Source organism: Pseudoalteromonas sp. bablab_jr011 (genome assembly GCF_016464045.1).
In the GTDB taxonomy this organism is placed as follows: domain Bacteria; phylum Pseudomonadota; class Gammaproteobacteria; order Enterobacterales; family Alteromonadaceae; genus Pseudoalteromonas; species Pseudoalteromonas lipolytica.
The window spans coordinates 1-25,372 of sequence record NZ_JACDWU010000282.1 but is presented as its reverse complement, the minus strand read 5'-3'; the positions used below and the strand labels follow the sequence as shown (position 1 = coordinate 25,372).

The following is a 25,372-nucleotide window of genomic DNA, read 5'->3' as shown; positions in this document are numbered from 1 at the left end:
GACTTGGAATACATTTTTTGCCAAATCAATTGATAATGTGCTAATTTTCATGACGGACGTTCCCTTTTAACTGAGTGTGAGTTAACCAGTTTGGCGCATTGACGCCGTTTAGGGGAGCGTCCATCTCATCACCCACCATTTCAGGGTCTACATTAAACGCGACAGCGGGAGATCAAATCACCGTGGTGATTACGCCTGAATCTGGCGTGGCTCAAACCTTTACCACACAGGTTGATGCAAATGGTAATTGGACCATTACAGTATCGCAAGCGTTAGCTGAGGGTGAGTTTACCGTTGATGCAACGCTGACTGATCAATTTGGTAATACAGCAAACGACTCAATTACAGGGGTGATTGATATTACGGCCCCTAGCGTGACAATTGATACGATAGGCTCAATAAACGACAGCACACCAGTGATTTCAGGTACATCACAAGGTGCCGTGAATGGCAGTACAGTGACTGTGACAGTGGTTGATTCGCAAAATAATAGCCAAGTGTATACCACCACAGTAGATGCCAATGGAAATTGGTCTGTGCCTGTAACCAGTGCAGTCGCGCAAGGGCAATTTACAGTGACGGCCAGTATCACTGATAATGCGGGTAATACAGGCACAGATACCGAAATTGGTAACTTTGATGGTGTGGGTCCGCTATTAACGCTTGATTTCGATCCGCTTACAAATGATACAACCCCACTTATTTCGGGTACTACAGATGCAGTTGCTGGCACGGTTGTGTCGGTTGTTGTTACAGATAGCAATGGAGCGACGCAAACTCTTTCGGCTGTTGTAGCTGCTGATGGTACGTGGTCTATCAGCCCTGATACGCCTTTGGCTGAGGGCGCATTTACAGTCACAGCCAGTGTCGCGGATGAGTCAGGTAATCAAACTCAAGTAACGGATACTGGGGTGATTGATATCACTGCGCCGACCATTTCGATTGATAATCTGGGCACAGTGAATGACACCACGCCAACGATCAGTGGTCAAACAAATGAACCTGCGGGCAGCATCGTAACAGTGGTGGTCACTGATGGTGTCGCAAGTTATGAATTTACAGCAATTGTGAATGCCGATGGCAGCTGGTCAGGCGATGTACCTGCTCAGTTAGAAGATGGCAATATTAGTGTTACTGCTACTGTGACCGATGCGGCGGGTAATTCAGCGCAAGCTAACAGCGCCTTTATTCTTAATAGCTCTGCACCGAGTATTGCGATTGATGCCATTAATGATACCAATGATACAACACCGACAATTAGCGGTACGTCTGATGCCCCTGATGGCACGTTAATAACAGTCATCATTGAAGACAGTGATAATAATAGCCAGTCTGTTACTGCGACAGTGCAAAATGGCGTATGGAGTGTAGAACCAACACAAGCGCTTAGTGAGGGGAGTTTTACTGTGTCGGCGTCGGTTACTGTGGATGGCTTAACCAGCGATGCCAGTGCACAGGGTTTAATTGATATAACCCCTCCGACAGTCACTATTGATGCACTTGCAGATACCAGTGATGTTACGCCATTAATTTCAGGCCAAACATCGGGTTTAGTGTCGGGTAGTATTGTAACCGTGACCATTACAGACAGTAATGGGGATTCGCAGGTTGTTTCAGCGACGGTGGCACAAGATGGTTCGTGGTCTGTGGCGGCAAGTACAGACTTAGCCGAAGGTCAATATACAGTAACCGCGGTGGTTGCCGATAGTGCAGGTAATCAAGCAACAGACACCGAAACAGGCATTATTGATTTAACAGCCCCTACAATCAGCATTGATAATATTGCCGACACAAATGATGTAACGCCCGTGTTGTCTGGTCAAACAACGGGTGTACCTGCAGGCTCACAAATTACCCTCTTGGTGACAGATAGTAACGGTAATACGCAAACCCTGATTACGACTACCTTAGCAGATGGTTCATGGTCAGTTGAGGCTGATGTGATTATTGCCGAAGGCGCATTCACCGTTGAAGCAACAGTAAGTGACGCGGCAGGTAATACAGCCACTGATACCGCGACTGGTGTTGTGGATACTACCGCACCTACCATCACGGTGGATGCACTTGCACCAAGCTCAGATGTAACACCAGTGATCAGTGGTATGGCAGAAGGAGTTCCTGCGGGCACTGTTGTCAGTATAGTGATCACAGACAGCCAAGGCGTGCAGCAATCACTCTTTGCAACCGTTAACAACGATGGTAGTTGGTCTGTAGAGGCGTTAGATGCGGTCGCTGAAGGTGAATACACCGTTGTTGCAACAGTGCAAGACGCAGCCGGAAATCAAGGTACAGACACCGAAACAGGTCTTATTGATACCACAGCACCGACAGTGGTCATCGACCCACAAGCTGTGACAAACGACACAACCCCCGTCATTAGCGGACAAACCTCAGGTGTGCCAACCGGCACCGAAGTTAGGCTGACAATTACAGACAGTGCGGGCAATGTGCAAACGCTGATGGCAACAACGGGAGCCGACGGTAGTTGGTCAGTTGCTGTATCTCAAGCATTAGCGCAAGGCAGTTATACCATTGACGCTGAGGTGTCAGATGCTGCTGGTAACACAGGAAACGACACGGCCTCAGGCGAAGTCGATATCACCGCGCCTGTTGTCAGTATTGATGCGATTGCCGACAGCAACGATGTAACCCCTGTTATTAGTGGTCAAAGTACAGGCGTGCCTGCGGGGACGCTTGTTACATTAACCATCACCGACAGTGCGGGTAATGTTCAAACAGTAACAACAACTGTACAAGCCGATGGTAGTTGGTCAGCCGAAGCAACAACGGCACTCGCCGAAGGTGATTACACCGTTGTTGCAACCATTGTGGATGCCGCCGGTAATACAGGCACCGACACCGAAACCGGCACAATTGATGTGACCGCGCCAACCATCACCATTGATGCGCCAGCGCTAACCAATGACAACACGCCAACGGTGACAGGTTCATCAGACTTAGCCAATACGAATTTAGATGTGACCTTTACCGATGCCAATGGCACCAGCCACACAGTGACAGTGACCACCGATGCCTCAGGTAATTGGAGTGTCGATGCAGCGCAAGCACTGGCCGATGGTAACTACAGTGTGACAGCGAGTATTAGCGATTCAGCCGGTAATAACAGCAGCGCCACAGACAGTGGTGTAGTTGATACAATTCCACCAGAGCTTGCCTTTGTGCCGACCTTCTTACTGGGTCAATTGGTTACTTTAAGCGGTACCTCTGATTTACCGGCTGGTAGTACGGTCACTATTACCCAAAACTTGGTTGGCGGTGGTGTAGTGACATACACTGCGACAACCGATGCCAATGGTGATTGGTCATTGACCGGCTTAACTGTACCACTGCTCAGTTTAGCGTCTATCACCGCAAGTGCGTCTGATGAAGCCGGCAATGTACGCACGATTACCTCAACCGATTTTGATGGTACACCGCCGACTTTAACCGTGAGCGTGGATGCACTGACAAACGACAACACCCCACTTATTAGCGGGACCACCGATGCCGGTGAAGGGGCACAAGTCAGCGTAGTTGTCACCGATGCCAATGGTGCAACAGAAACACTGACCGCCATTGTTGATGCTAATGGTAATTGGAGTGTGAGCCCAACCACCGCCTTAGCCGATGGTCAGTTTAGCGTTGAAGCCAGTGTCCGTGATGGGGTTGGTAACTTAAGCGAAGAAACCGTGACCGGTGTTATCGACACCCTTGCGCCAACACTAACCTTAACTGGTGTGGGTGAGGGCAGTGATGTCACGCCGGTGTTCAGTGGTCGTAGTAATGAAGTGGGCGGCACCGTCACCGTGACAGTCACCGACAGCAATGGGGCAGAGCAAACACTCACCGCCACCGTAAATAGCAGTGGTGATTGGAGCGTTGAAGTACCGACAGCCCTAGCCGAAGGCAGCTACACGGTTGCCGTGACCATCAGTGATGATGCAGGCAACACCAGCAACGTTACCGCCACAGGCAATATCGATACCACCAACCCCGTTGTTACTGTAAATGACAATGGCTTAGGTAATGACAGTACACCGGTTATTTCAGGGACTTCAACAGAGCCTGCTGGCACGGTGGTGAACCTTAGCATCGTTGATAGCAATGGTGATTCACACAGCTTGACCGCGACAGTCTTAGCTGATGGGTCATGGCAAGCCACATCAAGCAGCTTGCCAGATGGTGCGTACACTGTGACGGCAACCATCACCGATGCTGCGGGCAATGTTGGCACAGACACAGGCACCGGCAGCATTGATACCTTACCGCCTAGCTTAGCAATTGATAGCTTGGGAACGGTGAATGATACCACCCCAACCATTAGCGGTACGTCTAACGAGCCTGCGGGCAGTGTGGTGAACTTAAGTGTCTCTGATGGCACCAACACCTACACCTTCACCGCGACAGTATTAGCGGATGGCACTTGGAGCGCCGATGTCCCTAGCCCACTGAATAATGGCACCTTCACGATTGATGCGAGCATTACCGATGCGGCAGGCAACGCCACCACCGCAAGCGACAGTGCGCTGCTTGACACCACGGCCCCAAGTGTCACGATTAATGTGATTGGTGAAACAAATGACACCACACCGACCATCAACGGCACCAGTGATGCAGAGAATGGCAGTGTGGTGACGGTTGTGATTGATGATGGGACAAACCCTGTCGAAACAATTACCACCACCGTCAGTGGGGGCACGTGGAGTGTCACAGCGACAACCGCATTACCAGAAGGTGAGTTTACCGTGACCGCCTCAGTGCTCGAAAATGGCAACACTGGCACCGCCACTCGCACCGGTATTATTGATACCACCATGCCAGCGATTGACATTAACGAACTGGGCATTACAAACGACACCACCCCGACGATTAGCGGCACAGCCAGTGCGCCACAAGGCAGCACAGTCACCGTGGTGATCACCGATGCAAACAACAACAGTCACACCGTGACCACCACCATGCAAAGTGATGGTAGTTGGTCAGTGGCAGCCAGCACGATTCTAGCGGAAGGCGAATACACCGTTACCGCGACAGTCAGCGATCAAGCTGGTAACCCAGCATCAGCAAGTGCCACCGGTGAAGTGGATATCACCGCGCCAGTTGTCAGTATTGATGCGATTGCTGACAGTAACGATGTAACGCCTGTTATTAGTGGCCAAAGCAGTGGTGCGGCAGCAGGCTCTCAAGTCTTGTTAACCGTGACTGACAGTGACGGGGCGACACAAAGCGCCACAGCCATTGTGCAGGCTGATGGCAGTTGGTCAGTCGAGCTGAGCTCAGCACTGGCGGAAGGAAACTACACCGTTGTTGCGACACTGAGTGATGCCGCCGGTAATACAGGCACCGACACCGAAACCGGCACAATTGATGTGACCGCGCCAACCATCACCATTGATGCGCCAGCGCTGACTAATGACAACACGCCCACAGTCACTGGCTCATCCGATTTAGCCAATACGAATCTTGATGTGACCTTTACCGATGCCAATGGCACCAGCCACACAGTGACAGTGACCACCGATGCCTCAGGTAATTGGAGTGTCGATGCAGCGCAAGCACTGGCCGATGGCAACTACAGTGTGACAGCAAGTATCAGCGATTCAGCCGGTAATAACAGCAGCGCCACAGACAGTGGTGTAGTTGATACAATTGCACCAGATATCCGTATTATTCCTTCATTCTTATTAGGAAATTTAGTTGGCTTATCGGGCACATCAGATTTGCCAGAAGGCAGTGTGATCACAATTACTGAACATTTAGTAGGGGGCTTAATAGGTGCGACTTATACCGCCACGACTGATGCAAATGGTAATTGGACGCTTGCCAACATTACTGTCCCACTTATTAGCCTGGCTTATGTTACGGCAAGTGGCACAGATGCGGCGGGTAACACTGCTACTGTGAGCACATTAGAATTTGATAATGTGGCGCCTGAGCTGACGGTTACTGTTGATGCATTAACAAATGATACAACCCCAACCATTTCGGGCACAACGGATATGGGTGAAGGCACGGTGATCAACATCACCGTTCAAGATGCCAATGGTGATTCACAAACCTTTACTGCAACTGTGCAAAGTAACCAAACTTGGTCTGTCGATGTGCCCACAGCGCTAGCTGAAGGGACCTTTACAGTAACGGCATCGGTAAGGGATCAGGTCGGTAATTTAACTACAGAGCAAACATCGGGTGTGTTAGACAGCATTGCGCCAACCTTAGTTGTTAACGCGGTTGATGGCACCTCTGACGCGCGTCCAACTATTTCAGGTAGTAGTAACGAAATAGGCGGCTTAGTTATCGTTGAGGTTGCAGGACAAACCATTACCACCACAGTAGCATCAGATGGTACTTGGCAGTTTATAGTACCGGTTGATATTACCGATGGCAGTTACACTATTACGGCGACCATAACGGATGATGCTAATAATACGCAAACTGCAACGGCATCGATAACGGTTGATACAGTTGCGCCTGTCGTAGTGATAGACACGTTGGGACTTGGTAACTCAAGTACGCCTGTTATTTCGGGCACATCGACAGAAGCCACCGGTACTCAGGTTTCTGTTACGGTGACAGATAGCAACAACGATATACAAACATTAACGGCAACCGTCCAAAGTGATGGGTCATGGCAAGTAACACCGAGTACTATGCCAGATGGCAATTATAGTGTCACAGCGACTATCACAGATGTTGCAGGTAATGTTGGTACTGACACCGAAACGGGGTCAATTGATACTCTTACACCTGAGTTGGTTCTAGATGGTTTAGGGACTATTAATGATTCAACACCAACAATTAGTGGTAGCACCAATGAGCCTGCAGGCAGCACCGTAAATATTAGTGTGGTAAATGATGGGAATACATACAGCTTTACTGCAACTGTTCAGGCTGATGGGTCATGGTCAGCAGATGTTCCAACAGCATTGGCTGATGGCTTACTGACTATTACAGCGACAATTACCGATGCTGCAAACAACACGGTAACGGTAACAGACACGGCAACGCTAGATACCAATGCACCTACAATTTCGATTGATGCTCTTGCAGTCACTAACGACACCACACCGACCATTTCGGGTACAAGTGATGCAGCTGACGGTATTCAAGTGACCATTACTGTTGTCGATGCACTTGGTAATAGCCAAACAGCTATCGCCACTATTAGCAGCGGTACATGGACTGTAGACTTAACAACGCCGCTCAGTGAAGGAAACTATACTGTTACAGCAAGTGTGTCTGAAGATGGACTCACTGGTACGGCAAGTCGTCAAGGTGACATCGATCTCACTCCGCCAGCGTTAACAGTTGACTCTCCAGCAATCACGAATGACACCACACCAACAATCAGTGGTACAAGTGATGCACCACAGGGTAGCGTGGTGACGATAAGTGTCACCGACAGTGCGGGCGATATTGTGACAGCATCTGCGGTTGTTGGCGCATCAGGTGCTTGGTCTGTTGCATTAGGTACAGCATTAGCTGAAGGTGCCTACACGATTTCAGCAAGCGTTTCTGACACTGCTGGTAACACCAGCTCAGCCTCTGCATCGGGTGTGATTGATATTACACCTGCGAATGTGGTCATTGACACTGTGGCTGTTTCAACCGATTTAACGCCAGTGATAATGGGCAGTGCAACTGGCGCAGTGGCAGGCAATCGAGTCGTCGTTACGTTTGTAGACTCTGCCGGCGTAAGTCACAGTGTCGAAACGACACTAGATGCAAGTTTAAATTGGCAAGTTGAAGCGACTCAAGCACTCGCTGAGGGAGCGTATACAGTAACCGCAGTCGTGACAGATACCGCAGGAAACAATGGCAGCGCTTCAACGACATCTGCGGTTGATACCACAGCACCTGTCGTTAGCATTGATCAAAGTAGTTTAACTTTAACGAACGACTCAACCCCTCTTATTAGTGGTACGTCTGATGCGGCCAATAGCACTATTACAGTCACCTTTATCGCAGCCGGTGGAGCACAGCACAGTGTTACAACGACCACCGATGCGAACGGTGACTGGCAAGCAGCAGCAGATCAAGTGTTGGCCGATGGAGTTTATTCTGTTACTGCAAGTATCACGGATACTGCGGGTAATACCGGAACAGACAGTAAAACAGGTGGCGAAGTTGATACCGTAGCCCCAGAGCTCACCATTGTGCCATCGTTCCTATTAGGTCTGTTGGTCTCTTTATCTGGTACATCTGACTTACCTGAAGGCAGTGTTATTACGATAACAAACTACCTCGTCGGTGGAGTGGCTGGTGTGCCATATACAGCAACCGTTGATGCCAATGGTGATTGGCAAGTATTGAACTTGTCGGTGTCATTATTGAACTTAGCTTATGTAGAGGCAACAGCGACCGATGCCGCCGGTAATACCACGACTATTAGTACAGACACTTTTGACAATTCCGCCCCTGAATTGACATTAGATGTACCGGCTATCTCAGCAGACACAACGCCAGTGATAAGCGGCACAAGTACTGTGGGAACAGGGCAAACTGTGACACTGATTGTGCAAGGTGCCGATGGTGCTTCACAAACGCTAACGACCTTAGTGAACAGTAATGGCACTTGGTCAGTGGAAGTATTATCTGAACTTGTTGATGGCACTTACACCGTAACGGCAAGTGTCACAGATGCTGAAGACCGCACTACAGAGCAAACAGCCTCAGGTATTATTGATGCTGGATTGACTATAACCATTGATGATGGGTTACAGCTAACCAACGATGACACCCCGCTCATTACGGGTAAATCAATTGCACCAAACAGTGAAATAGAAGTGGTGTTTGATAATGGCACTACGCAACAAACGAAAACGGTTACCTCATTAAGTGATGGCACTTGGAGTGTAACACCAGACAGTGCGTTAGTGGATGGCACTTACACGGTAACCGCAACGATTGTTAGTAGTGGCGTAACAACGGGTGCAATTTCAGGATTAGAAATTGATACGATTCCGCCGACACTTGAGAATATAGATGTTAACTCTTTACTAAACTTAGGGCTTGTCATTACTGGCTTTGACGGCACAACGGATGCAGAAGATGGGGCTATCGTGCAATTAGATAACGCCCTTGCTTTAGGGATCACCTTATTAAGTGAAGGCGGCTCGGTTGTACAAAATGGACAGTGGTCAATAGATATCGTTGATATTAACCTGCTTGATATATTGGGTTTAGGCCTAGCAGATGCACGCTTTAGCATTACAGATTTAATTGGTAATGTGCGCGTTGTTGATATTAACGGCAATGATATTGAAATTAATGGAGAGCCCGCAAGCACTGGCGGTGCGGGTCCTGAAGAAATGGCCTTAGGATCTGACAGCATTGAGGCTGACGAGCAAACTGCAGAAAGTATTGATCTTAGCCTTGTTCTATTAGATGCAAGCCCAGAGCCTACCTCAAGTGGGGGTATTGCTGCGCTTGACGTGACTATCGAAGATGTCTTAAGTGATAGTGAGCAAAGTAATTTACTTGCCCTTGATAGCGACAGTGAAAGTCAGAGCTTAGCATTTACAGGCAATACAGAAGTCACGTCAGAGCCTGCCAGTAATATCCAAAGTGAGTCAGATGAGCTAATCAAAAAACTCATTGAGGGAGGCAATAACTCAATTGATATTTAGATAAATAGTTAAGCTTAAATAAGAAAAGCGCGATAATTATCGCGCTTTCTTTTTGAATTGGGTAGTTTGTAAAACGAGCAACGAGAAACGAGCAACGAGAAACGAGCAACGAGAAACGAGCAACGAGAAACGAGTAACTAGAAACGAGCAACGAGTAACTAGAAACGAGCAACGAGTAACTAGAAACGAGCAACGAGTAACTAGAAACGAGCAACGAGAAACGAGAAACGAGAAACGGGTAACGAGAAACGAGAAACGGGTAACGAGAAACGAGAAACGGGTAACGAGAAACGAGAAACGAGTAACTAGAAACGAGTAACTAGAAACGAGTAACGAGCAACGAGAAATGAGTAACGAGAAATGAGTAACGAGAAATGAGTAACGAGAAATGAGTAACGGGTAACGAGCAACGGGTAACGAGAAACGAGAAACGAGTAACTAGAAACGAGTAACGGGCATTATGCTTTAAGGTTATGCACTATTTTTTTATCGCCTTGAATCACACTGCCACCTTGATCGTAGGTCATCGATGAAGGTGCGCCAATCAAGATATCTTTTAGTTGCTTAACACTAAGCTGGGCTTGATGAGCTGCATGTGCATTCACATCATTTTTCTTTTTACAGGCTGCAAGAAGAGAGTTTACTTTAGAAATGAGTTCGTTTACTTCATCATCTGGCGAGTCATTTTTGCTAACCAGCGTTTGCACTTCTTTATCTATTAACTGAATTTGCTGTAGTAGAGAGACTTTTTGTTGGGCAATACTTTTTAGCCCCTCACCACGTTTTGCAGCAATGGCTGTTAATTCATCATCCAAAAGCACAGCAATAGACTCTAAACAAGTGACTTGTTGTGTTAATTTGCTGGCGATTAAATGATTATGATCAGCCATACACATCAAACTCAAATGCGGCGATATTTTTAGCTAACTTTTCAGCATCAATTTGGTATTTACCTTCGCTGATTGCTTTTTTTAACTCAGCCACTTTATTGCTATCAAAGCCAGACGACTGTTCAGCTTTATCTTGTAAAGATTTAAGTTGTTTAGCTTGAGGCGTTAAGCTTACCGAATCTGCACTTGCTTTTGGCGCTGTCGATTTTGCCGCTGCCGCGTTAGCGTTATCTTTTTGTAAATCAAGATTTTTTTGCTTGGTATTCGTCAACACAGAAGTTTGTTGTTGACCATTATTGACATTGCTTACCATAATTTTTGACCTATACATTACCCAACATATGCCTATATATCGGCGGGCACAGCGGATACTTTAGCATAAATATAAAAAATTAAATATTCACTTGTACAGACTCAACACCATCCACACGTGCATTTAATACTTTACCTGATTTTTTGTTTTTTACACGTACTAATTCGTCTAATGTGCCATCTTCAAGCGCAATACCTGTTGTTTTGATCCTCAAGCCACGCAATGAAGCATAAATAGTCACATTGTCGCCTTTACACACCATGCAAACATGGCTCATTACAATAGGCACACCACTGCGAATATTGCGCTTGCTACGACTGCCGACAAGCATTGATTTTTCTTGAACATATTGCGTTCTTACAAACTGCTTAGGTTTCATCTCTAAGCGCAAATGCTCTGCTCTAATTACTTCACCGCGTGCTAAATTGGTTGTTACGACAACAACGGGTTCCAGCTCAATAATGCGAACATGCACATATTGAGTCCAACTATTTATGTCATCGCATTTAAGTTGTACGGTAACCTGCCGATTAAAAGGAGGTTCTGTCGGTAATGTTTTATTTAATGGCGATTCACACAATCTTTCTGGAATACGGCTATCAAGTGGTAATGCACTTACTTGCGGTGCCGTATCGAGATCGGGGATCTGCTCGCTGACAAAATCAATAGCGATTTGTTGAAGTTGCTCGTTATTATACACTTCAGCTTGTAGATGCGTGGCAAATAACAAGCTAGAAAGAAAATAAAAAACACTGTATCTTCGGCTTTTTTTTAACAAACTCATATTGTTTCGACTATGCTTATTGTTGAAAACAAGGTATAAATATTTTGCGTCAAAAAACAGACGCTTCGTAACCTTATGTAGCTTTAACACAAAGTAAGCAATTATTGTTCCGGCTCTGGTTGTTTATCTTTAGGAGATTGAAATGGCAGGCATTTTAGACTCAGTAAACCAGCGTACACAGTTGGTTGGGCAAAACCGCCTTGAATTACTATTATTCAAACTCAGAGGGCGACAACGCTTTGGTATTAACGTGTTTAAAGTAAGAGAGGTTCTACAATGTCCACCGCTTACAAACATGCCAAAATCGAATGCTTATATTCGTGGTGTTGCACACATTCGTGGTCAAACCATTTCTGTTATCGATTTATCAATGGCTGTTGGCGGTCCTGCCATTGAAAATATCAAAGATAGTTTTATTATCATTGCGGAATACAATCGTTCAGTGCAAGGGTTCTTAGTCGGTGGCGTAGAGCGCATCGTTAATATGAACTGGGAAAAAATTATGCCGCCACCTTCAGGTGCAGGGCGTTACTCTTATTTAACCGCGGTCACTGAAATAGAAAACGAACTGGTAGAAATCTTAGACGTCGAGAAGATCCTTAACGAAATTTGCCCTGTTAACACTGAAGTAAGTGCGGATGTGATTGGTGAGGGAGAAATCCAAAAAGATTTAGGGGAGCGAATCGTTTTTATTGCTGATGACTCGGCCGTTGCGCGTAATCAGGTAAAACGTGCGTTAGAACCTCTCGGTGTACAAACTGAACTCGCTAAAAATGGTAAAGAAGCTTTAATACGCTTACGTGAAATAGCAGAACTTGATTGTGTAAATAATATTACTGAGCGAGTTGGCTTGTTAATTTCAGACGTTGAAATGCCAGAAATGGATGGCTACACCTTAACCGCAGAAATTAAGGCCGATCCAAAATTATCACCTTTGCATGTAATCTTGCATACATCACTCAGTGGTGTTTTTAATCAAGCGATGATAGAAAAAGTGGGTGCCGATGATTTTATTGCAAAATTTAACCCAGACGAATTAGCGACTGCCGTTAAAAAGTGGGTTCATTGTGATTAATTATTTATAGGTGGTATTACTTTGGAAAATAAGCACTTACAACAAAGCGAATACGATCAGTTCCGCTCTTTTTTAGAGCAACAATGTGGCATTGTACTAGGCGATAACAAACTTTATTTAGTGAAAAGTCGCTTGGCGCCATTGATGGCGCGTTTTAATGTTGAGTCATTGTCACAGTTGGTAAGTAAAACCTTGAGTCCTCACGAGAGGCAGCTTCGTGCCGCAGTGGTTGATGCAATGACAACAAACGAAACTTTGTGGTTTCGTGATCAATACCCATTTGAATTGCTTAAAACTAAACTTTTCCCTGAATTCAAAGAATTGCGTCGTCCAATTAAAATTTGGTCAGCGGCAAGTTCATCAGGTCAAGAACCGTATTCTATTGCCATGTCGGTTGCTGAGTTTCAATCTAAGCAACCTGGCGTTTTAAAAATGGGCGCACAAATTATCGGCACAGATATTTCTAATACTATGCTTGATATGTGTAAAAACGCAGAATATGACTCACTGGCTTTGGCACGTGGTCTGTCTGTTGAAAGACGTCAAAAGTTTTTTAAAGACAGTGGTAATGGTATGGCTCAAGTAGTTGATCCAATAAAGAAAATGGTCAGTTTTAGGCATTTAAACTTATTGGATTCGTATGCCTTGATGGGTAAATTTGATATTATTTTTTGCCGTAATGTATTGATCTACTTTGCACCTGAAGTAAAAGCAAAAATTATCGCGCAATTTGCGCAAGCACTTAATCCAAAAGGCTACCTGTTTTTAGGCGCTTCAGAGTCAATGGCTGGCCTTAGTGACAGTTTTGATATGGTGCGATGTAATCCGGGTATCATCTACCAGAAAAAGTAATCTTTCCTTAGCAACCTAGTTCTTAGGTTGCTAATTTCATTATATATCAACACCTTAATTATTAAATAATCATGCTTAATTTTTGGCTTACCTTTTGCATTAGCTAAGGAGAGTCAAATTTTTGGAGATGGTTATGGCTATCAGTTTTGATAAAGCATTCGGTGTGCATCCTCATGCCATGTTGATCCGTTCACAACGCGCTGAGTTATTAGCGACAAATATCGCTAATGCTGATACGCCGGGCTATAAAGCGAAAGATGTCGATTTTGCATCCGCATTAAAAGCGGCAAAAAGCAACCAGCACGGCGGCAATAGCATGGTAAGAACGGATGAGAAACACCTTGCCGGTGGCAGTCGATTTGTTGGTAATTCAGAAATGTTTCGTACGCCAAATCAAGCAGATACAGGTGATGGTAACTCTGTTGATATACAAGTGGAACGAAACTTGTATGTACAAAACTCATTAGAGTATCAGGCAAGCCTGCAATTTATGAGTAGTAAAATTAAAGGCCTTAAAAAAGCCCTCGGTAGTCAAGGAGCTTAATCATGAGTTTATATAATGTTTTTGATATTTCGGGCACGGGTATGAGCGCACAAAATGTTCGCTTAAATACCACAGCAAGTAATATTTCGAATGCAAATACAATTAGCTCAAGCCAAGACCAGACATACCGAGCGCGCCATCCTGTGTTTGCTGCTGAACTTACAAAAGCGTCAGCATCGCAAAGTAATCCGCAGGGCTCTTCTGTTGGCGTTAAAGTATTAGGCATTGTAGAGAGCGATAAGCCGCTACAAATAGAATACAACCCGAATCACCCCAGCGCGGATGAAAATGGGTATATCTATAAACCAAATGTCAACGTTGTAGAAGAAATGGCTAATATGATTTCTGCCTCTCGCTCTTACCAAACAAATGTGCAAGTTGCTGATGCAGCTAAGCAAATGTTAAGTAAAACACTGTTGTTAGGACAACGGTAATCGAGGATAAGTTATGAGTAACGACATCAGCTCTGCATCATCATCCTATATGGATAGCTTGCGTTGGAATGAGACAAACACGCCAACAGCAAAAGAAGACAGTAATACACTGTCTCAAGAAGATTTCTTTTCGTTGTTAACGCAGCAGTTGTCGTTTCAAGATCCGAGCAATCCTGCTGATAACGATCAAATGATTGCGCAAATGACGAACTTTACCATGGCAGAAGGTATTTCAAATTTAAACACAAAATTTGAGTCACTCACTGCATCCATGACATCAAATTCGGCATTACAAGCGTCAACGTTAGTGGGTAAGCAAGCGTTGCTTGAGTCAGAGACTATTGACTTTGATGGCGAAAATTTAGCTAAAGGTTCCGTTGTGGCAGAAACAGCTGTTGAATCTCTTACGTTAAGAATCACTGATTCGACGGGACAATTAGTTCGCACGATTGATTTAGGATCGAAGTCTGCCGGTGCTCACCGTTTCGAGTGGGATGGTAAAGATGGTGAGGGCAATGTTCTTCCTGAAGGCGAATACAATATTAGCGCTGAAGGCTTCGTAAATGGAGACTACAGCAGCATGCCTCTGGCAACCTTTAAGAACATTGAAAGTGTCAATATTAATGGCAGCAGCGGCATTATCGTAAATACAAAAGAGGGTGCGGTTAGGCTAACTGATATAGCTGAAATCGCATAATTAAAAAGGTTTGGGTTAGCTTAGGCTAAGAGATAGGTTAGAGGTGAGTTATGAGCTTCAATATTGCATTAACAGGTTTAGCAGCCGCACAAAAAGATTTAGACGTAACGGCAAATAATATTGCCAACGTAAACACAACGGGCTTTAAAGAGTCGCGAGCTGAGTTTGCTGATGTGTACGCATCGTCAGTATTTAGTTCTGGTAAAACAAAAAACGGCGACGGTGTTAAAACAGCAACGGTTGCACAACAGTTTCACCAAGGGTCGTTATCATTCACAAATAACTCACTTGATTTAGCAATCACAGGGGAAGGTTATTTTGCGATGAGTGATGACATCGCATCACAAGACTTTACATATACGCGTGCGGGTGCATTTAAATTAAATGCAGATAACTTTGTTGTTGATGCCAATGGTAACTACCTGCAAGGTTTCCCTGTTGACCCATCAACGGGTAATACGACATCGGTAAGTTTAAGTACTACTTCACCGATTCAAATTCCAGATGCTTCAGGTTCGCCTCGTCATACGAGTAATATCTACAGCTCAATGAATTTAGACGCACGTGTCGATACGCCAACAACGACAACCTTTGATCCAACTGATAGCACGAGCTATAACTCGTCTACTTCAACAACTGTTTATGACTCATTAGGTGAGCCGCATGTTGTGCAGTTATTTTTTGTAAAGCAAGACCCTACAGCAACGCCAAATACGTGGGAAGTGTACGCCACAATGGATGGTCAAGCGTTTGATGATTCAGGTGCTGCAACGGGCACAGGTGCACACACGCCAATTGATACACTTGAGTTCACGGCGGCGGGTTTACCGAACGTAACCGCTCCAGAAACCACATTTGATGACATTATTTTGCCTTCAGGTGCTTCGTCAGGTTTATCGACACTACTTGGTAATGGCGCACAGTTCCCGAATGAAATCACGGTTAATTGGCGTGACGAAGCAGGCACCGCTAATAAAGTGCCTACGCAATACGCCAGTAACTTTGAAGTAAAAGCACTTGAGCAAGATGGTGCGACAGTCGGTCGTTTAGCGGGCATTGATATTGGTGCAGATGGAAAAGTAGTTGCTTCATACAGCAATGGCGATACTTCATTCTTAGGCCAAGTGGCTATGGTGCGCTTTTCAAACTCTCAAGGCTTACAACAAGCGGGTGACACTTCTTGGAAGAAAAGCCTAACCTCGGGTGAGCCTATTGCGGGTGAGCCAAACTCAGGCACATTGGGTTCAATTAACTCATCAGCACTTGAGCAATCAAACGTTAATTTAACGAATGAACTGGTTGACCTTATCAGCGCACAGCGTAATTTCCAGGCGAACTCACGTGCCTTAGAAGTTAACTCAACATTACAACAAAATATCTTACAGATCCGTTAATTTTAGCGGCTCTAAGCTTAATCCGACACGAAAGGCTGCCCCCTCTATTGGCAGCCTTTTTTTATTTTCCTTTGCTTATTTCCGCGTCAATTTTACTTTGGCACTTTTATTGCATTTCATAGTTATCGTATTTTTAGTGAGTCAATGTTATGGACAAAATGGTCTACATTGCCATGTCTGGTGCAAAGCAAAGCTTGCGTGGCCTTGAATTAAAGGCAAACAACTTAGCAAATGCAAACACCACTGGCTTTAAAGCTGATTTTGCACAAGCACGCTCAATGCAAGCATTTGGCGAAGGCTTGCCATCGCGTGTATTCGCAATGCAAGAGCGCCCAGGTTCTAACATGGAGTCGGGTGGTTTTGTTGAAACAGGCCGAGAACTTGATATTGCCATGAGTGATCGGGGTTGGTTAAGCGTACAAGATGCATCGGGCAATGAAGCCTATACCAAAACAGGCACGCTGAATATTACTCCCGATGGCGCATTGATGACCAGTCATGGTCGTCAAGTTATTGGCGAAGGTGGCCCCATTATTTTGCCTTTACCAATCGAGAAGATTGAATTTAGTTCTGATGGGTCAATTCAGGTGCGTCCACAAGGGGCACCTGCAAACTTTTTAGAAGTGGTTGATCGTTTAAAGGTAATCGAAGCCGATAACAATCAACTAGAAAAAGGCAATGATGGCTTATTTAGGCCAAAGCCAGACATGTTGGTAAATGATTTATGTGGGTTTTGCGACATTTCAAATAATGTAAAAGTGCTTTCGGGCACCCTTGAAATGTCCAACGTTAACCCCGTACATGAAATGGTCGATATGATCAGCAATCAACGCCAATTTGAATTACAAGTTAAATTGATGAAAACAGCGGAAGAAATTGATGAACGTCAAGATCAGCTGTTACGCATTGTTTAAGATGACTGAGAGGGTAGAGTTATGAATCCTGCATTGTGGATCAGTAAAACCGGGCTTGACGCCCAACAAACCGATATTTCGGTGATCTCAAATAATCTCGCGAATGCCAGCACGGTCGGTTACAAAAAAAGCCGCGCCGTATTTGAAGATTTATTGTATCAAAATATTAATCAGCCAGGTGGCCGTTCCTCACAAGACACTGAAATGCCATCAGGTTTGATGTTAGGCGCGGGTGCGAAAGTGGTTGCTAACCAAAAGAACTTTTCACAAGGTAACATGCTTACCACTGAAAATTCATTGGATTGGATGATTTCAGGACCGGGCTTTTTTGAGGTGTTACTCCCAGATGGCAATATCGCTTATTCGCGTAATGGTCAATTTACCACCGATGAAGATGGCCGCATTGTTACCGCGGGAGCCGGTTTTCCTGTGCAACCAGAGATGAATGTGCCAGACGATGCACAATCAATTACGGTATCACAAGATGGTGAAGTGTCGGTGCGTATCTCAGGCCAAGCTGACAATGTTGTTATTGGTCAGCTAACTATCAGTGATTTCATCAATCCATCTGGCCTTGAGCCTATGGGTCAAAACCTTTACACCGAAACGGCTGTAAGTGGGGCTCCTGTGCAAGGTAATCCCGGTATTGATGGTTTAGGAACTGTTGTACAAGGTTCACTTGAAACTTCAAATGTGAATGTAACAGAAGAGCTCGTTAACCTCATTGAAACACAGCGAATTTATGAAATGAATTCAAAAGTGATTTCGGCTGTTGATGAAATGCTTAGTTACATTAACCAACAGTTATAATGGGTAGGAGGCAGCATGCGTAACATTATCTTAGTCACATCAACAGCGTTATTGCTCGGTGGTTGTATGGCAACACAAAATAACCATGTGGTTCAGGATGACCCTTACTATGCGCCAATGTATCCTGAGCCTGCAGCAGAGCAAATGGTACCCACCGGTTCATTATTTGATAGTTATTTATCAAATGACCTGTATTCAGATAAAAAAGCGTTGCGAGCAGGCGATATCATCACGGTTAAACTGCAAGAATCGACTCAAGCAACCAAAGCGGCGAAAACCGAAACCGATAAAGAAACCGACGCAAGCCTTGACCCAGTCATTGGTTTAGGCGGCAATCCTGTGAATATAGGTGGTGATAGTATCCAATTTGGTATTGGTTCAGATTCATCATTTAAAGGTGATTCTAAATCGAATCAATCGAACAGCTTATTTGGTGATATTTCAGTTAATGTTATGCGAGTTTTGCCGAACGGTAACTTAGTGATCCGTGGCGAAAAGTGGCTTACTTTAAATACCGGTGAAGAGTTTATTCGTCTTGAAGGTTTAGTGCGTCCCCAAGATGTGACAGCAGATAATACGGTGACTTCAAACCGAGTTGCGAATGCGCGCATTCAATACTCAGGTAAAGGTCAACTTCAAGAAGCGCAAAGTGCGGGTTGGTTAACTCGTTTCTTTAGCAGTTCTATTTTCCCATTTTAGAGGATACAAATCATGAATGGGTTTAAATACATTATTGCTCTTTGCTTAATTAGTGTACAGCTTTCTGTTCAGGCTGAGCGAGTTAAAGATGTGTCTATGGTTGAGGGTGTACGCTCAAATCAATTAGTCGGTTATGGTTTAGTGGTGGGTTTACCTGGCACGGGCGAGCAAAGTCGTTTTACAGAGCAGAGCTTTAAAGCGATGTTAAATAGCTTCGGTATCACGCTTCCTGCGAACTTAAAACCAAAGATTAAAAATGTTGCAGCCGTTGCTGTACATGCCGAGTTACCCGCGTTTAGAAAACCAGGTCAAACCATTGATATTACCGTGTCTTCAATTGGTAGTGCAGGAAGCTTACGCGGTGGTACGTTATTACAAACCTTTTTGAAAGGGGTTGATGGTAATACGTATGCCATTGCACAGGGCAGTTTGGTCGTGGGGGGCTTAGGCGCAGAAGGTGCTGATGGCAGCCGAGTGATTATAAACACTCCCACCGTTGGCCGAATTCCGAATGGGGCAACGGTTGAGCGCGCTGTTAAAAGCCCGTTTATGCAAGGTGACTACATCACCTTTAATTTGAATCGTCCAGATTTCACAACGGCAAAGCGCCTAGAGCAAACTATTAATGATTTAGTTGGGCCAAACAGTGCTCAAGCAATTGATGCAGCGTCTGTACGTGTCATTGCACCGCGCGATGCATCGCAGCGCGTATCGTATTTATCAACGCTTGAAAACTTAGAGTTCACACCGGCTGATACTGCGGCAAAAATTATTGTCAATTCACGTACGGGCACCATTGTTATTGGTAAAAACGTAAAATTACAGCCAGCTGCAATTACCCACGGTGGATTAACCGTGACCATTGCTGAGCAGCAAAACGTATCGCAGCCGAATGCACTGAGCGAAGGCGAGACGGTGGTGACAAACCAAAGTATTATCGATGTTAATGAAGATGACTCTCGCGCTTTTGTGTTTAATCCAGGTATTAGCCTTGATGATTTAGTGAGAGCGATAAACGAAGTTGGTGCCGCCCCTGGTGACTTAATGGCTATCCTTGAAGCGTTGAAAGAGGCGGGAGCCATAAACGGGCAACTTGTTATTATATAATCAATTAAAAACGCGCTGAGCTCAGCGCGTTTTTTCATTTTTACCTTCCCTCAATCTGATAAATCCTCTTTTGGCGTAATTATTGCATTTGATTATGCATTATTAATTATTGTGTCAAAAAGCTGATGGATACGAATCATCTCGACAAGCAAAACTTTTTTGATTTAGGCAACTTAGACTCATTGCGTCAAAGTGCTCTAAAAAGTGATGCCTCTAGCAATGCGTCAAAAGAGGCGCTGAAAAAAGCGGCGGCACAATTTGAATCTATCTTTACGCAGATGCTGCTTAAAAGCATGCGTAAGGCTAATGAAGCATTTGAAGACAAAGACAGTCCGTTTAACTCGAGTGGCGTAAAATTCTTTGAAGAAATGCATGATCAACAGCTTTCTGTTGAGTTGTCTTCTAACGGCTCACTGGGTTTGGCTGATCTTATTGTGCAGCAGCTATCGCCCGACGGTAAGAAATTTACTCCTGGTTCCGTGTTAAGAACAACCGCAGAGTTTGATAGCGATAAGCGTGTTCGCGGTAATCAAGAAGCTAAGCCAGAAACACACCCAATGGCGGAAGTTGCCACTGATGAGCAATCAGAAAACCGCTTTGAAGATGCTGAGTCATTCATTAGCTCTGTTTGGGAGCACGCAAAAAATGCGGCTGAAAAAATTGGTTTAAACCCTGCTGTGATGGTTGCTCAAGCTGCGCTTGAGACAGGGTGGGGTAAGCATATTATTAGTAAAGCGGATGGCACCAGTAGTAATAACCTTTTTAACATTAAATCTGATAAGAGCTGGCAAGGTGACAAAGCAAGTAAAGTTACGCTTGAGTTTGAGCAAGGTGTGCCTGTTAAAAAGCATGCAAGCTTCCGTTCTTATCAGTCAATTAAAGACAGTGTGAATGATTTTGTGGATTTCTTAAATGAAAACCCACGTTATCAAGACGCACTAAAAAACACCGCAGAACCCGCAGCCTTTTTAGATTCGTTACAAAAAGCAGGTTATGCAACTGATCCAAATTATGCCAACAAAATTAAGCAGGTATTGAAGCGTGTTGAGCTTCAAAGCGTCGCTGCTTCATTGGTACGTTAAGGAGTAAGTCCTCATGTCATTCAGCTTATATGACATAGCAAATGCAGGTATCAGAGCGAATTCTGAGCTTTTACAAACGACCAGTAAAAACATAGCCAATGTAAATACAGCGGGTTATGTTCGTGAGCGCACTGAGTTCAGCACCATGATCGACAACCAAGTTGGTCGGGGTGAAACGTATCGTTTACTCAATGAGTTTGCTCAAAAACAGCTAAATCGTGATACGTCAAATAAAGCATTTTTTGATCAGTTTGTAACAGAAGCAAGCCGAGTCGATAGCTTGTTTTCTGAAGAGTCGAATAGCTTATCAACCAGCATTAACTCGTTTTTTAATAATGTTCAAGAAAGCTTAAATCAGCCTTCATCGACGGTGGCGCGTTCGCTGGTTATGACAGATGCACAAAACCTCATTGATCAAATGGACAGGCTTTCAAGCATCGTGGTTGACCAGCAGACTGTTGTGAATGAGCAATTAGAAATTTTCTCGGATGAAGCAAATAACTTGATCCAAAGTATTAGCGAATTGAACTCTAAAATTGCCGCGGTGCATGGCACTGATCGTGAATCAGCGTCTAGCGGACTGTACAACGAGCGCGACAAAGCAATTCGTGACTTATCAGAACTCATTGATGTAGAAACTCTCAACGGTAATAACGGTGAGAAACAAGTCTATTTGGGGTCTGGTCAAGCATTAGTGATGGAAAGCGGTACCTTTAACCTGTTTTCATTTACTGGCGATCCCGATCCCAGCTTCAAAGAGCTACATTTAGATGTTAATGGTGGCAAAGCCGTGCCGCTTGAGGTTGATGTAAGTAAACTTAAAGGCAAAATAGGCGGCTTACTGTCATTTCGTGATGACATTTTAGTGCCAGCCCAGAATCAATTAGGCCAAATGGGCTTAGCCCTTGCTGATGCCTTTAATCAGCAAAACCATTTAGGTATGGATGCCGATGGCGATTTAGGTGGGGATATATTTAAAATCCCCACGGTTGATGCATTTGCTTATCAAGCAAACACGGGCAACGGAAGTATTACTGCAAGCGTTGAAGCTGGTAAAGGCAATGAATTGCCAGCAAGTGATTTTATTGTAAAGTACAGTGGCACTAATGAAGTTGAAATTTACCCTGTTGATAATAAAGGCGAGACGATTAAGGATGCCAACGGCGATGAAATTTTTACTACAGCAGTCGTTGACCCAGCAACAGGTAAGGTTAATTCACAAAATAACCCAAATTTAGATTTATTCGGATTAGAGTTAACACTGGATATGTCTTCTTTACCTGATATTGATGATCAATTTATGATCAAACTCAATTCTCAAGCATCAACAAGTTTAGAGCTTGCAACAAATCGCCCAGAAGATATAGCGCTTGCTTCACCTATTCGTACTGCAAACGATATTAACAATACAGGTACTGCCAGTATTTCAGCTGGTACGGTGTCTGATGTATCAAATTTTACAGATACCCCATCGTTACAATTACCAACAGGGTCTTTAACTTTAACAAAAAGCGCTGAAAACCCCGATATGTACACCTTAAGTGATGGTACGAATACGACAGCTCCATTTGCAATTGATTCTTCTGGTAAAAATGTTATTCAACAAGCTGAAACAGCGGGCGTGTTAGATGACATAACAACACTCACTGCGGAGCAAGTTGGCTTCGATTTTGATATTGAGGGGACGCCAGCTTTAGGTGATTCATTTACAATAGAGGCCAATGAAGACGGCTTTGATGATAACCGTAATGGGCAGTTTTTAGCTGATATTCAAAACTCAAATATAGTTAGACAAAATGTAGTCGGTAACGCTAGTAATAATCATCTAACCTTAAACAAAGCATATACTAGTTTAGTGTCGGATATTGGCGTTGTGACTAATCAGGCACAGACTAATGGTGCAGCATTTACTGCGCTCGCAGAGCAGTCTGAAGCGTGGTACGAATCTCTGTCAGGTGTAAACCTCGATGAAGAAGCGGCGAATCTATTGCGTTTCCAACAATCGTATGCGGCATCAGCGCAAGTGCTTACCACTGCTCGTTCAATATTCGACACCTTACTTAATTCAGCGAGGTAATTATGCGTTTATCAAATAACTTAATGTATCAAAGCAGCGTTAATAAAATTCTTGAAGGCCAGCAAGGTGTTGCTAATGCACAAGAGCGTGTAACAACAGGTAAAAAGTATTTATCGACCTCTGAAAGCCCGTCGGCATATTCTCAAGCGTCTTTGTATATAAACAAAATACAAACTAATGAGCAGCACACAAAAAATATTAATCAGTTGAATGGCCGTCTAGAAACCGAAGAAAGTATCTTGATGAGTATTAATACGACGATTCAAGCAGCGCAAGAATTAACGATTAGAGCGGGTAATGGTGCTATGAGTCAAACAAACTTAGAAACTATCGCAGGAGAATTACAAGAGCTACAAAAGTCGCTAGTTAATTTGATGAATAGCCAGTCAGAAGACGGTAAGTATATTTTTTCGGGATATCAAGACAGCACCCAAACATATAGTTTTGACACATCTACTGGCTTATACGAATATCAGGGAGACCAAGGCCAGCATAGTGTAACGATAGCGCAAGGTGTTCACGTAAAATCAAGTGATAATGGATTTACAACATTTGAAAAAGTGAATGCTCGGCTCAATGTTACTTCTAACGATGGCGTCTTTTCGGGAGGAGTGACCTCAGGCACTGTGTATGTGAAAAATCAAGCTGATTTTGACACGTTCCATCAAGCTAATTATGACTTAAGCCCAACAGCAAATGCTGCAGATAATTCTTTTCAAGTTGAACTTGTCGCCGGAGTAAACCCTGGCGACCCTGATACTTATATTATAAACGATGGCTATGGGAATCCTATTTCGCCAGCTGTTACCGGGGAATTTACTGGTGAGCCTATCGAGTTTGCTGGCATGGAGTTTAAGCTAGAGGGTGCAGCGCCAGGTACATTTGATTTTTCACTGCAACAACCGCAAAAAGAAAATGTACTTAATACTATGCAAAACTTAATTACAAATCTTAACAGTGGCCTAGAGGGAGATGCATTGCATGACGCATTAGCCGATGGTTTAGTACAACTGCAAAATGCCAGTGATCAAGTTGTATTTACTCAAGCGAGTTTAGGGGCGCGTATGACTTTAGTAGAGCGAGTAACAGATACCAACAGTGCAATTGATATAAATAACAAAGCGAATAAAGCGAGTTTAGTCGAAGTTGATATGGCTGAAGCAATCAGCGACTTAACGAAACATGAGACTGCTTTGCAGGCTTCACAGGCAACCTTTGGCCGCTTAGCTAATTTATCATTATTTGATTACTTATAATGTTGTATTGTTGGAAATAGTTTGCCTTTTTAATAAAAAGCCAGTGGCAAAAAATTGTCACTGGCTTTTTTATGCTTAACGCTTACTATTGTTATAGGTTAAAGTTTTTATTAAACAATGCCTTATTGTTTTTATTTAAACTGGCACATTTCCTGCTTTTAGTTCTACACAAAGCGCGTGGTTCCTCACATTATCATTGGACCACAGCCTAATTAAAACTAGGAGATGGTAAAATGGCATTAACAGTCAATACTAATGTGTCGTCACTCAACGCACAGCGTAATTTAACAAAGTCAGGTCAAGGTTTAGCAACCTCAATGGAGCGCTTAGCATCTGGTATGCGTATCAATAGCGCAAAAGACGATGCGGCAGGCTTACAGATTTCAAACCGCTTAACCTCACAAATTAATGGTCTAGCAGTTGCACAGCGTAATGCCAATGATGGTATCTCGATGGCACAAACAGCAGAAGGTGCTATGCAAGCTTCAACAGATATTCTACAACGTATCCGCGAGCTAGCTCTTCAATCAGCTAATGGTTCAAACTCCGATTCAGATCGTCAAGCACTACAAAAAGAAGTTAGTGCTCTTCAAACTGAGTTAACACGTATCGCCGAAACAACCTCTTTTGGTGGACAAAAACTGCTTGATGGTTCATTCGGTACAAAAATATTTCAAGTTGGGGCTAATGCAAATGAAAGTATTTCAATGTCACTTGGTGATATAAGTGCCGATAAAATAGGTGCGAGGCAGCTAGATTTAAAAGCAGTTGAAGGTGTTGCTGGTGGACTTGGTCAGAGTGTTGGCTCAGCTACT

At 44.3% G+C, this 25,372-nt stretch carries 17 protein-coding genes and 1 pseudogene; 15 read left to right on the top strand and 3 right to left on the bottom strand.

The genetic code is table 11. The features are described 5' to 3' along the window. The first annotated feature begins 98 nt into the window (after window positions 1–98). Window positions 99–9,629: an Ig-like domain-containing protein gene (locus JIG41_RS16190; protein WP_199525090.1), complete on the top strand. Its 9,531-nt coding sequence runs from the start codon at window positions 99–101 to the stop codon at window positions 9,627–9,629. A 458-nt stretch (window positions 9,630–10,087) separates the two neighbouring features. Here the strand turns inward: JIG41_RS16190 and flgN are convergent, their stop codons facing one another. The 3 genes from flgN to flgA all read right to left on the bottom strand — a co-directional run bounded on the left by flgN (window position 10,088) and on the right by flgA (window position 11,616). Then, on the bottom strand, window positions 10,088–10,519 hold the full coding sequence (gene flgN / locus JIG41_RS16185) for a flagellar protein FlgN (RefSeq protein ID WP_036970220.1): 432 nt from the start codon (window positions 10,517–10,519) through the stop codon (window positions 10,088–10,090). Then, on the bottom strand, window positions 10,512–10,832 hold the full coding sequence (flgM, locus tag JIG41_RS16180; protein WP_036970217.1) for a flagellar biosynthesis anti-sigma factor FlgM: 321 nt from the start codon (window positions 10,830–10,832) through the stop codon (window positions 10,512–10,514). Before flgM ends, flgN begins: the two co-directional genes overlap by 8 nt. A gap of 79 nt (window positions 10,833–10,911) precedes the next feature. Next, window positions 10,912–11,616, bottom strand: coding sequence for a flagellar basal body P-ring formation chaperone FlgA (gene flgA / locus JIG41_RS16175; RefSeq protein ID WP_036970214.1), 705 nt, complete (start codon window positions 11,614–11,616; stop codon window positions 10,912–10,914). A 142-nt stretch (window positions 11,617–11,758) separates the two neighbouring features. Between flgA and JIG41_RS16170 the strand changes: the two genes are divergently transcribed. The 14 genes and pseudogenes from JIG41_RS16170 to JIG41_RS16105 all read left to right on the top strand — a co-directional run. Then, on the top strand, window positions 11,759–12,691 hold the full coding sequence (locus tag JIG41_RS16170; RefSeq protein ID WP_036970211.1) for a chemotaxis protein: 933 nt from the start codon (window positions 11,759–11,761) through the stop codon (window positions 12,689–12,691). A 21-nt stretch (window positions 12,692–12,712) separates the two neighbouring features. Beyond that, entirely contained in the window at window positions 12,713–13,543 is an 831-nt protein-coding gene (locus tag JIG41_RS16165) for a protein-glutamate O-methyltransferase CheR (RefSeq protein WP_036970209.1), read from the top strand. A 133-nt stretch (window positions 13,544–13,676) separates the two neighbouring features. Further along, complete coding sequence (flgB, locus tag JIG41_RS16160; RefSeq protein WP_036971676.1) at window positions 13,677–14,087, top strand: flagellar basal body rod protein FlgB; 411 nt, start codon at window positions 13,677–13,679, stop codon at window positions 14,085–14,087. A 2-nt stretch (window positions 14,088–14,089) separates the two neighbouring features. Then, the gene (gene flgC / locus JIG41_RS16155) at window positions 14,090–14,521 is read left to right on the top strand and encodes a flagellar basal body rod protein FlgC (RefSeq protein ID WP_036970207.1); all 432 of its coding nucleotides are present in this window, start codon (window positions 14,090–14,092) and stop codon (window positions 14,519–14,521) included. A 13-nt stretch (window positions 14,522–14,534) separates the two neighbouring features. Next, window positions 14,535–15,218 carry a flagellar hook assembly protein FlgD gene (locus JIG41_RS16150; protein WP_036970204.1) on the top strand — a complete coding sequence of 228 codons (684 nt, stop codon included), beginning with the start codon at window positions 14,535–14,537 and terminating at the stop codon, window positions 15,216–15,218. 50 nt (window positions 15,219–15,268) lie between these two features. Further along, on the top strand, window positions 15,269–16,612 hold the full coding sequence (gene flgE, locus JIG41_RS16145; RefSeq protein WP_036970201.1) for a flagellar hook protein FlgE: 1,344 nt from the start codon (window positions 15,269–15,271) through the stop codon (window positions 16,610–16,612). A gap of 149 nt (window positions 16,613–16,761) precedes the next feature. Further along, window positions 16,762–17,526: a flagellar basal body rod protein FlgF gene (locus JIG41_RS16140; RefSeq protein ID WP_036970198.1), complete on the top strand. Its 765-nt coding sequence runs from the start codon at window positions 16,762–16,764 to the stop codon at window positions 17,524–17,526. 21 nt (window positions 17,527–17,547) lie between these two features. After that, the gene (gene flgG / locus JIG41_RS16135) at window positions 17,548–18,336 is read left to right on the top strand and encodes a flagellar basal-body rod protein FlgG (protein ID WP_036970195.1); all 789 of its coding nucleotides are present in this window, start codon (window positions 17,548–17,550) and stop codon (window positions 18,334–18,336) included. Between the two features lie 15 nt (window positions 18,337–18,351). Then, window positions 18,352–19,035, top strand: coding sequence for a flagellar basal body L-ring protein FlgH (flgH, locus tag JIG41_RS16130; protein WP_036970191.1), 684 nt, complete (start codon window positions 18,352–18,354; stop codon window positions 19,033–19,035). Window positions 19,036–19,047: 12 nt separating this feature from the next. Beyond that, the gene (locus JIG41_RS16125) at window positions 19,048–20,142 is read left to right on the top strand and encodes a flagellar basal body P-ring protein FlgI (protein ID WP_065978733.1); all 1,095 of its coding nucleotides are present in this window, start codon (window positions 19,048–19,050) and stop codon (window positions 20,140–20,142) included. Between the two features lie 125 nt (window positions 20,143–20,267). Beyond that, window positions 20,268–21,224 (top strand): flagellar assembly peptidoglycan hydrolase FlgJ, encoded by a 957-nt coding sequence (gene flgJ, locus JIG41_RS16120; RefSeq protein ID WP_065978734.1) that lies wholly within the window; start codon window positions 20,268–20,270, stop codon window positions 21,222–21,224. 13 nt (window positions 21,225–21,237) lie between these two features. Beyond that, window positions 21,238–23,301 carry a flagellar hook-associated protein FlgK gene (gene flgK, locus JIG41_RS16115; RefSeq protein ID WP_199525089.1) on the top strand — a complete coding sequence of 688 codons (2,064 nt, stop codon included), beginning with the start codon at window positions 21,238–21,240 and terminating at the stop codon, window positions 23,299–23,301. Window positions 23,302–23,303: 2 nt separating this feature from the next. Then, window positions 23,304–24,557 (top strand): flagellar hook-associated protein FlgL, encoded by a 1,254-nt coding sequence (flgL, locus tag JIG41_RS16110; protein WP_199525088.1) that lies wholly within the window; start codon window positions 23,304–23,306, stop codon window positions 24,555–24,557. 233 nt (window positions 24,558–24,790) lie between these two features. Next, window positions 24,791–25,372: pseudogene (locus JIG41_RS16105) on the top strand (flagellin); the annotation flags it as partial.

Coding starts and splice junctions, on each gene's coding strand:
- flgN (WP_036970220.1), bottom strand. CDS start 10,519: ATGGCTGATCATAATCATTTAATCGCCAGCAAATTAACACAACAAGTC.
- flgM (WP_036970217.1), bottom strand. CDS start 10,832: ATGGTAAGCAATGTCAATAATGGTCAACAACAAACTTCTGTGTTGACG.
- flgA (WP_036970214.1), bottom strand. CDS start 11,616: ATGAGTTTGTTAAAAAAAAGCCGAAGATACAGTGTTTTTTATTTTCTT.
- JIG41_RS16170 (WP_036970211.1), top strand. CDS start 11,759: ATGGCAGGCATTTTAGACTCAGTAAACCAGCGTACACAGTTGGTTGGG.
- flgB (WP_036971676.1), top strand. CDS start 13,677: ATGGCTATCAGTTTTGATAAAGCATTCGGTGTGCATCCTCATGCCATG.
- flgC (WP_036970207.1), top strand. CDS start 14,090: ATGAGTTTATATAATGTTTTTGATATTTCGGGCACGGGTATGAGCGCA.
- JIG41_RS16150 (WP_036970204.1), top strand. CDS start 14,535: ATGAGTAACGACATCAGCTCTGCATCATCATCCTATATGGATAGCTTG.
- flgE (WP_036970201.1), top strand. CDS start 15,269: ATGAGCTTCAATATTGCATTAACAGGTTTAGCAGCCGCACAAAAAGAT.
- JIG41_RS16140 (WP_036970198.1), top strand. CDS start 16,762: ATGGACAAAATGGTCTACATTGCCATGTCTGGTGCAAAGCAAAGCTTG.
- flgG (WP_036970195.1), top strand. CDS start 17,548: ATGAATCCTGCATTGTGGATCAGTAAAACCGGGCTTGACGCCCAACAA.
- flgH (WP_036970191.1), top strand. CDS start 18,352: ATGCGTAACATTATCTTAGTCACATCAACAGCGTTATTGCTCGGTGGT.
- JIG41_RS16125 (WP_065978733.1), top strand. CDS start 19,048: ATGAATGGGTTTAAATACATTATTGCTCTTTGCTTAATTAGTGTACAG.
- flgJ (WP_065978734.1), top strand. CDS start 20,268: ATGGATACGAATCATCTCGACAAGCAAAACTTTTTTGATTTAGGCAAC.
- flgK (WP_199525089.1), top strand. CDS start 21,238: ATGTCATTCAGCTTATATGACATAGCAAATGCAGGTATCAGAGCGAAT.
- flgL (WP_199525088.1), top strand. CDS start 23,304: ATGCGTTTATCAAATAACTTAATGTATCAAAGCAGCGTTAATAAAATT.